Annotated in this window: 12 protein-coding genes; 7 read left to right on the plus strand and 5 right to left on the minus strand. The window is 61.9% G+C overall.

Features of this window, described 5'->3' with window-relative positions:
• The first annotated feature begins 48 nt into the window (after positions 1-48).
• The 5 genes from A7X77_RS23775 to yghU all read left to right on the plus strand — a co-directional run bounded on the left by A7X77_RS23775 (position 49) and on the right by yghU (position 4,311).
• Entirely contained in the window at positions 49-951 is a 903-nt protein-coding gene (locus A7X77_RS23775) for a carbohydrate ABC transporter permease (RefSeq protein ID WP_082928857.1), read from the plus strand.
• The gene (locus tag A7X77_RS23780; RefSeq protein WP_064685300.1) at positions 948-1,775 is read left to right on the plus strand and encodes a carbohydrate ABC transporter permease; all 828 of its coding nucleotides are present in this window, start codon (positions 948-950) and stop codon (positions 1,773-1,775) included. The genes A7X77_RS23775 and A7X77_RS23780 overlap by 4 nt, the downstream gene beginning before the upstream one ends.
• Positions 1,776-1,777: 2 nt before the next feature.
• Complete coding sequence (locus A7X77_RS23785) at positions 1,778-2,869, plus strand: Gfo/Idh/MocA family protein (protein WP_064685301.1); 1,092 nt, start codon at positions 1,778-1,780, stop codon at positions 2,867-2,869.
• Between the two features lie 16 nt (positions 2,870-2,885).
• Positions 2,886-3,266 (plus strand): cupin domain-containing protein, encoded by a 381-nt coding sequence (locus tag A7X77_RS23790; RefSeq protein WP_064685302.1) that lies wholly within the window; start codon positions 2,886-2,888, stop codon positions 3,264-3,266.
• Between the two features lie 166 nt (positions 3,267-3,432).
• Positions 3,433-4,311 (plus strand): glutathione-dependent disulfide-bond oxidoreductase, encoded by an 879-nt coding sequence (gene yghU, locus A7X77_RS23795; RefSeq protein WP_064685303.1) that lies wholly within the window; start codon positions 3,433-3,435, stop codon positions 4,309-4,311.
• 79 nt (positions 4,312-4,390) lie between these two features.
• Here the strand turns inward: yghU and A7X77_RS23800 are convergent, their stop codons facing one another.
• The 5 genes from A7X77_RS23800 to A7X77_RS23820 are packed head-to-tail and all read right to left on the minus strand — an operon-like array spanning position 4,391 to position 10,347.
• Entirely contained in the window at positions 4,391-5,905 is a 1,515-nt protein-coding gene (locus tag A7X77_RS23800; RefSeq protein ID WP_064685304.1) for an ABC transporter substrate-binding protein, read from the minus strand.
• A gap of 19 nt (positions 5,906-5,924) precedes the next feature.
• Positions 5,925-7,622: a dipeptide ABC transporter ATP-binding protein gene (locus A7X77_RS23805; protein WP_064685305.1), complete on the minus strand. Its 1,698-nt coding sequence runs from the start codon at positions 7,620-7,622 to the stop codon at positions 5,925-5,927.
• Positions 7,619-8,470, minus strand: coding sequence for an ABC transporter permease (locus tag A7X77_RS23810; RefSeq protein ID WP_064685306.1), 852 nt, complete (start codon positions 8,468-8,470; stop codon positions 7,619-7,621). The genes A7X77_RS23805 and A7X77_RS23810 overlap by 4 nt, the downstream gene beginning before the upstream one ends.
• The gene (locus tag A7X77_RS23815) at positions 8,467-9,405 is read right to left on the minus strand and encodes an ABC transporter permease (protein WP_064685307.1); all 939 of its coding nucleotides are present in this window, start codon (positions 9,403-9,405) and stop codon (positions 8,467-8,469) included. The genes A7X77_RS23810 and A7X77_RS23815 overlap by 4 nt, the downstream gene beginning before the upstream one ends.
• A gap of 51 nt (positions 9,406-9,456) precedes the next feature.
• Positions 9,457-10,347: a proline iminopeptidase-family hydrolase gene (locus A7X77_RS23820; protein ID WP_064685308.1), complete on the minus strand. Its 891-nt coding sequence runs from the start codon at positions 10,345-10,347 to the stop codon at positions 9,457-9,459.
• A gap of 127 nt (positions 10,348-10,474) precedes the next feature.
• Between A7X77_RS23820 and A7X77_RS23825 the strand changes: the two genes are divergently transcribed.
• A complete protein-coding gene (locus A7X77_RS23825) occupies positions 10,475-11,251 on the plus strand; it encodes a helix-turn-helix transcriptional regulator (RefSeq protein WP_064685309.1) in 777 nt (258 codons plus the stop codon).
• Positions 11,252-11,434: 183 nt separating this feature from the next.
• The gene (locus tag A7X77_RS23830) at positions 11,435-12,349 is read left to right on the plus strand and encodes a proline iminopeptidase-family hydrolase (protein ID WP_432431349.1); all 915 of its coding nucleotides are present in this window, start codon (positions 11,435-11,437) and stop codon (positions 12,347-12,349) included.
• Positions 12,350-12,354: the final 5 nt, after the last annotated feature.

Raw genomic sequence — 12,354 nt, forward strand, 5'->3', positions numbered from 1 at the left:
AGCACTACCCCTGCCGCGGCAGGACATACGGGCGGAACATTCGCCCATATGTCCAAACCCCGGGCGGCCGGGTCCGGCTCAGCCGATCGGGATGCCGGCACCGCATTCTGGCTGATGGCGCCGGCGCTCGCGCTTTACGCCGTCTTCACCCTGCTGCCGATCGCCGCGACTTTCTGGCTGAGTTTCAACAGCTCGGCCGGTTTCAACACCTCCGCGAGCTTCGTCGGCTTCGGCAATTATGCGAAGGCGGCGCATGATCCGATCGTCTGGAAGAGCCTCGTCCATACCTTCGTCTGGCTCGCCTACCATGTGGTGATGGCAGGCGGGCTCGGCCTTCTGCTGGCCCTCGCCGTCAGCAGGCTGCGTTTCACCCAGGTCTTCTTCCGCACCGCCTTCTTCCTGCCGCATCTGGTGTCGCTGGCCGTCGTCGGCGTCATCTGGGCCAATATCTACGATCCCTTTTTCGGCCTCCTGAACACGGCCCTGACGCGGATCGGGCTTGGTGCCTTCACGCAAGGCTGGCTTTCCGATCCGGCCCTGGTGCTGTTTTCCGTCAATGTCGCGAGCTCGTGGCAGGGCTTCGGCCTCTACATGCTGCTCTTCATCGCCGGCCTGCAGAATATCGACCGCTCGCTCTACGACGCGGCTGAGGTGGACGGCGCCAACGCCTTCCAGCAGTTGATCCATGTGACGCTGCCGGGGCTTCGCGAGGTGATGACCTTCGTCGTCTCTCTGGCGATGATCAACGGCCTGAAGGGCTTCGCCACGGTCTTCGTCATGACCAATGGCGGCCCCTTCTACCAGAGCGAACTGATCACCACCTATATTTACCGGCTCGCCTTCCAATCCCAGGATCACGGACTGGCAGCGGTCCTCTGCATCCTGCTCAGCCTCCTGGCCATTGCCATCACCATCGTCTTCAACCGCTGGCGCGCGAGGCAGTCCCAATGAGTGTGCGCAATCGCGAATGGCCGGTGGCGCTGGCGCTGACCCCAGTTCTAATCCTGATCCTCGCCCCCTTCATCTGGCTGCTGGTCTCGAGTTTCAAGACCGAGGCCGAAATCGGCCGGGCCGATCCCTTCACCTGGCCCGCCGACCTGATGTGGCGGAATTATCTGGATGCCTGGCAGATCGGCGGATTCGGCGATCTCGTCGGCAACAGCCTCATCAATCTCGTCGGCGTCGTCATCCTGTCGCTGCTGACATGCGCGCCTGCCGGCTACGCACTCGCCAAGATCCGCTTTCCCGGCCGGGAATGGCTGTTCTACGCCTTCATCCTCGGCCTCACCGTGCCGGTCCAGGCGATCGTCATTCCGCTCTATCAGGTGCTCTTCGGGCTCAACCTTGTCAACACACTTGCTGGAATCGTGCTGGTGCAGGTGAGCAACGGCATTCCCTTCGGCCTATTCCTGATGCGGAGTTTCTTCATCGGCGTGCCGGATGACCTGATCGAGGCCGCCAAGATCGACGGCGCCTCGCATCTCCAGATCCTCACCAAGGTTTTCCTGCCGATCTCGACGCCGGCGGTGCAGGCGCTCGTCATCATCAGCGCGCTCTCCACCTGGAACGACTTCTTCCTGCCGCTGATCGTGCTGATCAGCCCCGAGGTCCAGACACTGCCGCTCGGGCTGGTCCGTTTCGCCAGCACCTACGCCTCCGACTACCGCCTGGTCTTTTCGGGCACCGTCATTTCGTTCCTGCCGATCATTCTTCTCTACATCCTGATGCAGCGCCGCTTCACCGAAGGGCTGACGCAGGGAGCAATCAAGGGCTGACCATGTCGCATCATGTCCAGCGGGAAATCCGCTACAATTTCGAATTCGATCACCGCATCAAGGCCTGCTTCATCGGCGCCGGCGGCCATGCCTATCGCAACGTCTATCCGGCGCTGCGTTATGCGCCGGTCGAACTCGCCGGTATCTGCGATCTCGATCTCGGCCGCGCCGAGATATTCGCCAAGCTCTTCGGCGCCGGCAAAGCCTATACCGATCACCGCGAGATGCTGGAACTGGAAAAGCCGGAACTGGTCTTTCTCGTCACCGCCTATCATCCCGATGGCCGGGTGCAGGCGACCGATCTGGCGCTCGACGCGCTTGCAGCAGGCGCCCATGTCTGGATGGAGAAACCGACGGCAGCAAGCATCGAGGACATCGAACGGCTGCACGCGGCAAGTGCGGCGGCCGGCCGTATGGTGATGACCGGACTCAAGAAGACCTTTTTCCCCACGATCGAGAAACTTAGGGATTTGATCGGTTCCCCCGGTTTCGGCAGGCTGACCTCGATCAACGTCCGTTATCCCCAGAGCCTGCCGAAGCCGGAAGAGCGCGCCGATCTCGTCAAGATGCAGAGCTTCCTCGACCACATCTATCATCCGGGGGCGATCCTCAATTTCCTCGGCGGGGAGATCGAGCGCGCGGGCTATGAATGGGAGCCGCTGACGGGCGCGAGCGTCACCAGCCTGCGCTTCCGCTCCGGCGCGATCGGCACGCTGCATCTTACCGCCGGCCAATCCGGCGGCAGCATCTTCGAGCGGGTCGAGATCATCGGCGAGGGCGCCAACGCCATCGTCGAAAACGGCAGCCGGCTGACCTATTTCCGCAAGGCGGAGCTGCCGTCCTACGGCCGCGCCGCAAGCTTCATCCAGCCGGACGAGAATGCCGCGCTCCTCTACGAGCCCGAACATTCGCTCGGCCAGCTCTACAACAACAACCTCTTCTATCTCGGATATGTGCCCGAAATCCTGCACCTGACCGACGCGATCCTTGCGGGTACGCCGATCACGAGGGGCACGCTCGAAATCGCCCGCGAGATCATGAAGCTCTTCGAATTCTACAGACGCACGGATGCCGGCGTCACCACCAATCTCTGATAGGGGAGGGACAGCCTTGACCGACAGCGAAGTCATTTTCCGGAAAGCCGGCGGCGAATTCATGCCGACCTCCTGGGGCGAGCTCAACTGGAAAATCACTGGCGACAGTACGCCCGGCGCCGAGATGACCTTCGGCACCTGCCGCATCAATCCCGGCGAGCGCAACCAGCTGCACTCACATCCCGACTGTGAGGAGATCCTCTATGTCGTTTCCGGCAGTTGCGAACATAAGCTCGGCGATGTCCTTTATCGGCTGAAAGCTGGCGACGCCATCCGCATCCCCCGCAATGTCCGTCATTGGGCGCGCGCCCTCGGAACCGAACCGCTCTTTGCCCTGATCATCTTCTCCTCCGGCACCAGGACGGCAGTCAATCATGAAGGCGAAGGCGCAGCCTGAACGCTGCGTCCGAGAGGGGTATCATGAACTTTGCCAAGGCGCTGACGATTGCGTGAAACCGCGCCAACACCTGTGACAAGAGCTCTTCGCCTCTGCTATGTCAGGAAAAATGCGGCAACCCAACCTGCGCCGCACTCCGTCCGACCAATCCCAGGAGTTTTGAAAGATGAGCGGTTCTCCCGACTATACCCCCCCGAAAGTCTGGACCTGGAACAAGGCGAATGGCGGCCAGTTCGCCAACATCAATCGCCCGATAGCAGGACCGACACATGAGAAGGAGCTTCCGATCGGCCGTCATCCGCTGCAGCTCTATTCGCTCGGAACGCCGAACGGACAGAAGGTCACGATCATGCTCGAGGAGCTGCTGGCCCTTGGCCATAGCGGTGCGGAATACGACGCCTGGCTGATCCGGATCGGCGATGGCGACCAGTTCGGAAGCGATTTCGTCAAGATCAATCCCAACTCGAAAATCCCGGCGCTGATGGACCGCAGCGGCGAAAAGCCGATCCGCGTCTTCGAATCCGGCGCCATCCTCACCTATCTCGCCGAAAAGTTCGGCGCCTTCCTGCCGACCGAGCCGGCCGCCCGCGCCGAATGCCTGTCGTGGCTGTTCTGGCAGATGGGAAGCGCGCCCTATCTCGGCGGCGGCTTCGGCCACTTCTACGCCTATGCGCCGATGAAGATCGAATATGCGATCGACCGCTTCGCCATGGAGGTGAAGCGTCAGCTCGACGTGCTCGATCGCCGTCTCGCCGAAAGCGAGTATCTGGCCGGCAGCGAATATACGATCGCCGATATTGCCGTCTGGCCGTGGTATGGCGGGCTGGTGAAGGGCTGGACCTACGGCGCGGCCGAATTCCTGCAGGTCGAGGATTATAAGAACGTCCAGCGCTGGGCCGATGCGATCTTCAGTCGCCCGGCCGTGCAGCGCGGACGCATGGTCAACCGGACTTCCGGCGAACCGTCGGGCCAGTTGCATGAACGCCACGACGCCAGCGACTTCGACACCAGGACGCAGGACAAGCTCGCGGCGGCCGCCGAGTAAGCTCGCCCCGGCCAGGTGTCGCAGCAAAGATGAAGCTCCGCCGCCTTACGGCGACGGAGCATTTGCATGCTGCCCGAACTCAGTTCTTGACCGTATCCTCCAGGAAGAAGCGGCCGAGCGGGTTCTGGTAGAAATTCTCGATATTCTTGCGCGAGACGTTGATGTAGGGGCTGTAATAGAGGTCGATCCAGTTGACGTCGTCCTTGGCCATCTTCTGCAGATCGACATACATGCCTTCACGCTTCTTGGGCTCGAGCTCGAGACGGGCTTTCGCGACCAGCTCCTTCACCGCCTCGTTCTTGTAGTTGGTCAAATAGTTGTTGTTGGAATCGTGGCCGAGGACGAAGGTGGTCTTCTGGTCCGGATCGAGGATGTCGTTCGTCCAGTAGTTGACCGAGATGTCATAGTCGCCGGCAACCAGCATATCCCATTCCTGGCTCGGATCAACCTTCTGCAGATTGGCGGTGATGCCGGCCTTCTGCAGCTGCTGCTGGACCAAGACGGCCGTCTGCTCGTCCACCTCGTCGCCGGCGCGAACCACGTAATTCAGCGTCAGGTCGGATGCGCCGGCAGCCGCCAGCATTTCCTTGGCCTTCGCGGGATCATAGGGCCGCTGCAGATTGTCGGCGTAATAATAGAGTGCGCCCTTTGGAATGTAGGAATTGGCCACAGTGCCCTGGCCGAAGGTGACGGTATCGACGATTGCCTTCCTGTCGATGGCAAGATCCAGCGCCTGGCGGACCTCCTTCTTGCCGAGCGCGCCATGCGCGTGATTGATCAGCAGATGGTCCTCGCGGGTCGAAGCGTCGATGCCGACATTGAGATTTGGGTCCTTCTTCAGTTCCTCGACGCGGGAGAAGGGAACGAAAATCGCCGCATCCAGTTCGCCGGCCTGAACGTTCAGCATTCGCGTATTGTCGTCGGGCACCGAGATCCATTCGACGCCGTCGAGTTTGACGCGGTCGGCTTCCCAGAAATTCGGGTTCTTTTTGAGGATGACGCGGTCACCGCGCCGCCATTCGTCGATCACGAAGGCACCGGATGCGATCGGCTTTTCCGCATAGGCATCTGCGCCCAGAGATTCCATGCCTCTCTTCGAGATGACCGACGCGTTCGGCAGCGCCAGCGTCGACAGGAACGGCGCGGACGGGTTCTTGAGCTTGATCGTCAGCGTGTGCGGATCGGTCGCCACTGCCGTGTCGATCACCTTGTAGGAATCGCTCCAGAGGGAGGCGGCATCGTCGCGGATGCGCAACAGACTGAAGGCCGAATCCTCCGCCGTCAGCGGCGAACCGTCGGAGAATTTCGCTTCACGGATCTTGAGGGTGTAGGTCAGTCCGTCATCCGAGATCGTCCAGCTTTCGGCAAGCCCCGGTTCCAGCTTGGTGCCCGTCTTGTCGACGCGGATCAGCACGTCGTAGACGTTGGAAAACACCCAGTTGTCGATGTTCTGTGCGGTCTTGATCGGATCGAATGTCGTCGAATCTTCGCGGCGGCCGATAGTGAGCACGCCGGCGGCCTCGGCATAACTTGCGCCGAGCGTCAGCCCGGCGAGCAGGGCGGCAAGCCCGATCGATTTCCAGTTATTCGTCATGAGTTCGTTCCCTTCGTTGTTATGGCATGCGCTTGCTTGATGTGGTTTGCGGATCGTGGCTGCGGCCGGCGCCCTGCAGCAGCGGCTTGTCGGGATCGATATCGGGGATCGCTGCGATCAGCGCCGCGGTATAGGCGTGCTTCGGCCGGGCGAAGACCTCTTCCGAGCCGCCTTCCTCTATGATCTCGCCGCGATACATGACGACCACGCGTTCGCAGAGATTGCGAACGATCGCGAGATCATGGGCGATGAACATCAGCGTCAGGTTCATCTTCGCGGTGAGCTGCCGGAAAAGCTCGATGATCTGCGCCTGGATGGTGACATCGAGTGCCGCCACGCATTCGTCGGCGATGATCAACTTCGGATCGACGGCGAGCGCGCGAGCAATGCCTGCACGCTGGCACTGGCCGCCGCTCATGCTGCGCGGCTTGCGGTCGGCGAATTCGCGCTCGAGGCCGACGAGATCGAGCAGTTCGCCGATGCGCGCCGGGATCTCGGCCCTAGCGACCTTGCCCTGGACCTTCAACACCTCCGCCAGCATCTGCCCGATCGTCAGCCGCGGGTTGAGCGCATTGTAGGGATCCTGGAACACCATCGCCGTTTCGCGCCTGAGCTTTGCCAGGCCCGCCTTCCTCTGCTGCGCCAGGTCGACACCGTCGAAGGTAACGTGGCCGGCGGAGAGCGGCGTCAGCCCGAGCACGGCGCGGGCAAGCGTACTCTTGCCGCTGCCGGATTCGCCGACGATGCCGACGGTTTCGCCCGGCATGATCCTCAGGCTGACGCCGGAGACGGCACTGATCGTCTTGGCACCGCCCTTGAACAGGCCGCCGCCCCTGAAGCGCACATGCAGATCGTCGACCTCCAGTAGCGGCCTGGCCGATCTGCCTGCGTCCCCATGAACGGATGGCGGCGCGGGCTGCTCGCCTGAAATTGAAGGGTGGCTGTCGATCAGGCTGACCGTATAGGGATGCTGCGGCCGCGCCAAGATCGCACGCTTCGGCCCCGCTTCAATAAGCTTGCCTCCGCGCATCACGGCAATGCGGTCGCAGGTCTGGGCGACGATGCCGAGGTCATGGGTAATGAGAATGATCGACAGGCCGCGCCGGTCGCGAATGTCGATCAACAGCCGCAGGATCTGCGCCTGGATGGTCACGTCGAGCGCCGTCGTCGGCTCGTCGGCGATCAGGATCTTCGGATTGCAGGACAGCGCAACGCCGATCATCGCCCGCTGGCGCATGCCGCCGGAAAATTCATACGGATAGCTGTCGTACTGGCGGGCGGGATCGGGAAAACCGACCTGCGACAGAATTTCCACCGCCGCGGCGCGGGCCTCGCGGGCGCTGAGGCCCTGGTGGTAGCGAATGCCCTCGGCGACCTGGTCGCCGATCCGCATGACCGGATCGAGGTGGCTCGTCGGGTTCTGGAAGATCATGCCGATCTCGCCGCCGCGCACTTGCAGCATTTCCCTGTCGTCGATCCGCGTCAGATCCCTCCCTTCGAGCAGCACGGAACCGCTCTCGATCTTCAGCAGTGAGGAGGGCAGCAGCCGCACCAGCGAGCGGCAGAACAGGCTCTTTCCCGAACCGCTCTCACCGACGAGACCGAGAATTTCTCCGCTGCCGAGATCGAGGGAGACCGCGTCGAGCAGCGTGCGCGTGCCGGAATCGAGATGCGCCCTCACGGTCAGATCGCGGACGGAGAGCACGGAGCCGCTCATTCATGCACCCCCAGCAACTCGCCGAGAGCATCGCCCAGCATGCTGAAGCCAAAGGCGAGGCAGACGATGGAAAGGCCGGGAAACAGCGTGATCCACCATGCCGTGGTGATGAAGCTCTGCCCCTCCGCGACCATGACGCCCCATTCGGCGATCGGCGGCTGGACGCCGAGACCGAGATAGCTGACGGCGGCGCCGCTCAGCAGCACCAGCGTCGCATCCGACATCGAAAAGACGATCGAGCCAGCGATCGCGTTCGGCAACAGGTGCCGGAACATGATGCGCGGACGGCTGAAGCCGAGGCTGACGGCGGCGACCGCGTAATCGCTGCTTTTTAGCACCAGCATCTGCGCCCGGATCAGCCGCGCATAGGAGACCCAGCCGACCAGCGACATGGCGATATAGAAGCTGCCGAGGCCGGGACCGAGGATCGCGATGATCGACAGCATCAGCACCAGGAAGGGGAAGGCGAGGATGATATCGACGAGGCGCATGAACAGCGCATCGACGATACCGCCGTAAAAGCCTGCGATCGAACCCACCGTCGTACCGATCAGGAAGGGGAAGGCGACGCCGATGAGAGCCATCTGCAGATCAAGGCGCGCGCCCCAGATGACGCGGGAAAGGATATCACGGCCGAAATTGTCGGTGCCGAAGGGGTGCAGCAGCGACGGCGCCTGCAGGCGCACCTCGGCATTCTGAGTGATCGGATCGTAGGGCGCGATGATGGGCGCGCCGATCGCCAGCAGGAGGAAAAACAGCAGCATGCCGGCGCCGACGGCAAACATTAACCGCCGGCCGACGAACCGGCGCCAGCCGTGGGATGCGGGGGCGGTCGCCTGGATGCTCATAGCTTCACCCTCGGATCGACGGCGACCGTGACGATGTCGGCGATGAAGTTTATGAGCACGGTGGCGCAGGCAAAGACCATGGCGACGCCCTGAACCACCATGTAGTCGCGCGAAAAGATCGCCCTGACAAGCAGTTGCCCCATGCCGGGCAGCGCAAAGACGCTCTCGACCACCACCGTGCCGCCGATCAGCCAGCCGATGTTGACGGCAAGCAGATTGATCGTCGGCACCAGTGAATTCGGCAGCACATGCCGCCAGAAGACGATGCCTTCCGGCATGCCGCGAGCGTGCGCCGCCGTCGCGACGTCCGACTTCAGCGCTTCGATCATTGCCGCACGCAGGCTTCGCGTCAGAACGGTCGAGAGCGACAGCGCCACCGTCAGGCTCGGCAGCACGAGATGCGCAAGCTTGTCGCCGAGCGTGGCGCCATAGCCGGAAACCGGCAGTACACCGAGTTCGACGCTGAAGAGGATGATCAGCATCAGCCCCAGCCAGAAGGGCGGAAAACCGATGCCGAAGGTCGAGACGATGCGCACCGCATGGTCGGGCGCACGGCCGGCGTTGCGCGCGGCGATCGCCGCCATCGGCACCGCAATCAGAACAGACAGCACAACGCTCGCGGCAACGAGCGCGAGCGTCGGTTCGATGCGGGTCGCAATCAACTTCAGCACGTCGATCTTGTAGAGGATCGACTTGCCCATCTCGCCATTGGCGAGGTTCTTGAGAAAATAGACATATTGCAGCCACATCGGCTGATCGAGACCGTATTGGGCGCGGATGCTGGCAAGTGCCTCCGGCGTCGCGCGCGTGCCGAGGATATTGCGTGCGGGATCGCCGGGGATCAGCCGAACCAGAATGAAGGTGATGACACTGATGCCGAAAATGACGGGCAGGAACTGCAGCGGTCGCGTCAGAACGAATTTATAGCGATGCATGGCGGCGATCGCCCCTCTGTCTTCGTCGGGTTGGAGCCGCTTTCATTTGCATCAAGCTGCCTTGTGCCGGGATAGAAAATCGAGAAGCGCCGGATAATAGTCCTGCGGGTTTTCATAAAACGGCATGTGGCTGGCATTGGCAAATACCTTGAGTTCGGCATTCGGCAGTGCGAGCTTCATTCTCAGCGCGCAGGCCGGCGTCAGCTCGTCATGCTCGCCTGCGGTGATCAGCACCGGCAGCGTCAGCCGCGGCAGATCGGGGATGCGGTTCCAGTCCTTGAGGTTGCCGATGTAGAGAAACTCGTTCGGGCCCTGCATGGTCGCGTAGGGCGCCATGTTCCAGTCGTCGAGCGAGCGGCGAACCGGCGCCGGCCATTCGGCCAGGCGGCAGACGTGGCGGTAGTTGAGGATGGTGACGGCGGCGAGATATTCAGGATGATCGTAGGTGCCCTCAGCCTCATGCTTCTGCATCATCGACACAGTCTCGGGACCGAGTGCCGCCCGCAGCCGTTCCAGTTCCGAGATCAGATGCGGCATGTCGGCGACGGTATCTTCGAGGATCAGTGTCTTGAGGTTCTCGGGATAGGTCAGCGCATAATCGATCGCCAGCCACCCGCCCCAGGAATGGCCGAGCAGGTGAACCTCGCCGAGCCCAAGTGCCTTGCGCACCGTCTCGGCCTCCTCGACATAACGGCCGATCGTCCAGAGCGAGAGATCGTCCGGCCGATCGGAGGCGCCCGTGCCGAGCTGGTCGAAGGCGACCACACGGTAGCCCTTGTCGATCAGGCAGGAATGCGCCTCGCGCAGGTAATCGCAGGGCAGGCCGGGACCGCCGTTCAAGCAGAAAACCGTCTCGGCGCCGGTCCCGAAGCTATAGGCGACGACGCGGTAGCCATCGACATCGATTTCGAAACGGGCGTCCGGCTGGATTTCACGCCACATTGATTGCTCCGGCAGAAGAATTCGCTTGCTCAATATTTGGGCATGGTTAAATTTTTACCGGAAAACGCGTCCCGTGCCAGCTATAAGAAGTGATAGGGTAGGGCGCATGCGAACCGGGGAACTGCCCATGCTTGATGATATCGGGACGATCAGACGGCAGTTTACAGCGCATGAAACGCTGGACGGCCGGATCGACCAGGCCTTCGAGGCGATGAAGCGGTTGGGCTTCGAGGCCCTGATCTATGACTATACGCCCGTGCCCTACGATCTCGACGGCGCGATCATGATACCCTCGCTGCTGAAACTCCGGAACATCGCCGAGGACATGCACGATTATTGGTTCGGCCGCGGTTATTTCCGCATCGACCCGGTCCAGCAGGTGGCGCTGCGCAGCAGCGCGCCCTTCTTCTGGAACTACGATACGAATGCCGACACGCTGATCAACCGCTTCATGAGCGATGACACCGCGCCGGTGACGCGCTATCTTCGCGAACGCGACATGTCGACGGGCGTCACCGTGCCGGTCCATATGCCGGGCGGCGACTATGCGACCGTCACCGGCATCCGCTTCGGCGAAGACAGCGACTTCGAACGGCATGCGCTGCGTTATATCGCCGACTTCAACCTGCTCGCCCATGTCTTCCACGAGACGGCCTATTCGCTTTTCGACAGGAAGGCGCGCAGCGTCGGTACCATCCATCTGACCGAGCGGGAACGCGAATGCCTGCGCCATTCGGCGGAGGGCTATTCTGCCAAGGAAATCTCGCGCATCATCGGCCGCTCGGTGCCGACCGTGGTGATGCATCTCAATGCCGCGGCCAAGAAACTCGGCGCCCGCAACCGCACCCAGGCCGTCGTGCGCGCCACCCACTACCGCCTACTCGAAGGGCGCGACCGAAACTAGAGCGTGTCGCGCAAAAGTGTGCGCGGCTTTGCGATAACGACACGCGTAAAAACACAGACCTAAAGCACGACGAGCGAATCTGAAAGATCGCGACGTGCTTTAGAGCGGCTCCTGGCCACCCTATAAGTTGTGATAGCTGCCTTCGTCGCTGCCGCCGCTTTATGGTCTCCAAACGCCCAAGAGATGGAGACGCCGGTGGCCGAAATCGCAACGAGTGAAGCCTATCTGCCCTTTCGCGAATATCGCACCTGGTATCGCGTGACCGGTTCGGTGGAAAGCGGCAAACTGCCGCTCGTCGTCGCCCATGGAGGGCCCGGCTGCACACATGATTACGTCGATTCCTTCAAGGGCATTACTGAGCTCGATGGCCGTCCTGTCATTCATTACGACCAACTCGGCAACGGCAATTCCACGCGTCTACCCGAGAAAGGCCCGGATTTCTGGACGGTCGGCCTCTTCCTTGAGGAGCTGGATGCGCTGCTTGCCCATCTCGGCATACAGGATCGTTATGCCCTTCTCGGCCAGTCCTGGGGCGGCATGCTCGGCGCCGAACATGCGGTGCGTCGGCCACCAGGCCTGAAAGCGCTTATCATCGCCAACTCGCCGGCCAACATGCATACCTGGGTTTCGGAAGCGAACCGGCTGAGGCAGGAACTGCCGAAAGAGGTACAGGACACGCTGCTGAAACATGAGAAGGCGGGAAGCCTCACCGATACGGACTACATCGCCGCCTCCCGCGTCTTCTATGATCGCCATGTCTGTCGCGTGGTGCCGTGGCCGCCGGAAGTGGCGCGGACCTTTGCGATCATGGACGATGACAACACCGTCTACCGCAACATGAATGGCCCAACCGAGTTTCACGTCATCGGCACGATGAAGGACTGGACGATCGAAGACCGACTCGACCGCATCGAGGCGCCGACGCTGTTGATTTCGGGGAAATATGACGAGGCGACGCCCTTGGTTGTAAAGCCCTACCTCGAACGCGTTCCCGGCTGCGAATGGGTGCTCTTCGAAAATTCCAGCCACATGCCGCATGTCGAGGAAAAGCAGCTTTGCCTGGCGACCGTTTCCGGCTTTCTGTCGCGCTACGACTGAAGCAG

This window comes from Rhizobium bangladeshense, assembly GCF_001662075.1.
GTDB lineage: Bacteria > Pseudomonadota > Alphaproteobacteria > Rhizobiales > Rhizobiaceae > Rhizobium > Rhizobium bangladeshense_B.

What these genes read in the sequence shown, in the direction of transcription:
- A7X77_RS23780 (WP_064685300.1), top strand. Translation starts at nt 948, where the DNA reads ATGAGTGTGCGCAATCGCGAATGGCCGGTGGCGCTGGCGCTGACCCCA.
- A7X77_RS23800 (WP_064685304.1), bottom strand. Translation starts at nt 5,905, where the DNA reads ATGACGAATAACTGGAAATCGATCGGGCTTGCCGCCCTGCTCGCCGGG.
- yghU (WP_064685303.1), top strand. Translation starts at nt 3,433, where the DNA reads ATGAGCGGTTCTCCCGACTATACCCCCCCGAAAGTCTGGACCTGGAAC.
- A7X77_RS23820 (WP_064685308.1), bottom strand. Translation starts at nt 10,347, where the DNA reads ATGTGGCGTGAAATCCAGCCGGACGCCCGTTTCGAAATCGATGTCGAT.
- A7X77_RS23810 (WP_064685306.1), bottom strand. Translation starts at nt 8,470, where the DNA reads ATGAGCATCCAGGCGACCGCCCCCGCATCCCACGGCTGGCGCCGGTTC.
- A7X77_RS23830 (WP_432431349.1), top strand. Translation starts at nt 11,435, where the DNA reads ATGGAGACGCCGGTGGCCGAAATCGCAACGAGTGAAGCCTATCTGCCC.
- A7X77_RS23775 (WP_082928857.1), top strand. Translation starts at nt 49, where the DNA reads ATGTCCAAACCCCGGGCGGCCGGGTCCGGCTCAGCCGATCGGGATGCC.
- A7X77_RS23815 (WP_064685307.1), bottom strand. Translation starts at nt 9,405, where the DNA reads ATGCATCGCTATAAATTCGTTCTGACGCGACCGCTGCAGTTCCTGCCC.
- A7X77_RS23805 (WP_064685305.1), bottom strand. Translation starts at nt 7,622, where the DNA reads ATGAGCGGCTCCGTGCTCTCCGTCCGCGATCTGACCGTGAGGGCGCAT.
- A7X77_RS23825 (WP_064685309.1), top strand. Translation starts at nt 10,475, where the DNA reads ATGCTTGATGATATCGGGACGATCAGACGGCAGTTTACAGCGCATGAA.
- A7X77_RS23785 (WP_064685301.1), top strand. Translation starts at nt 1,778, where the DNA reads ATGTCGCATCATGTCCAGCGGGAAATCCGCTACAATTTCGAATTCGAT.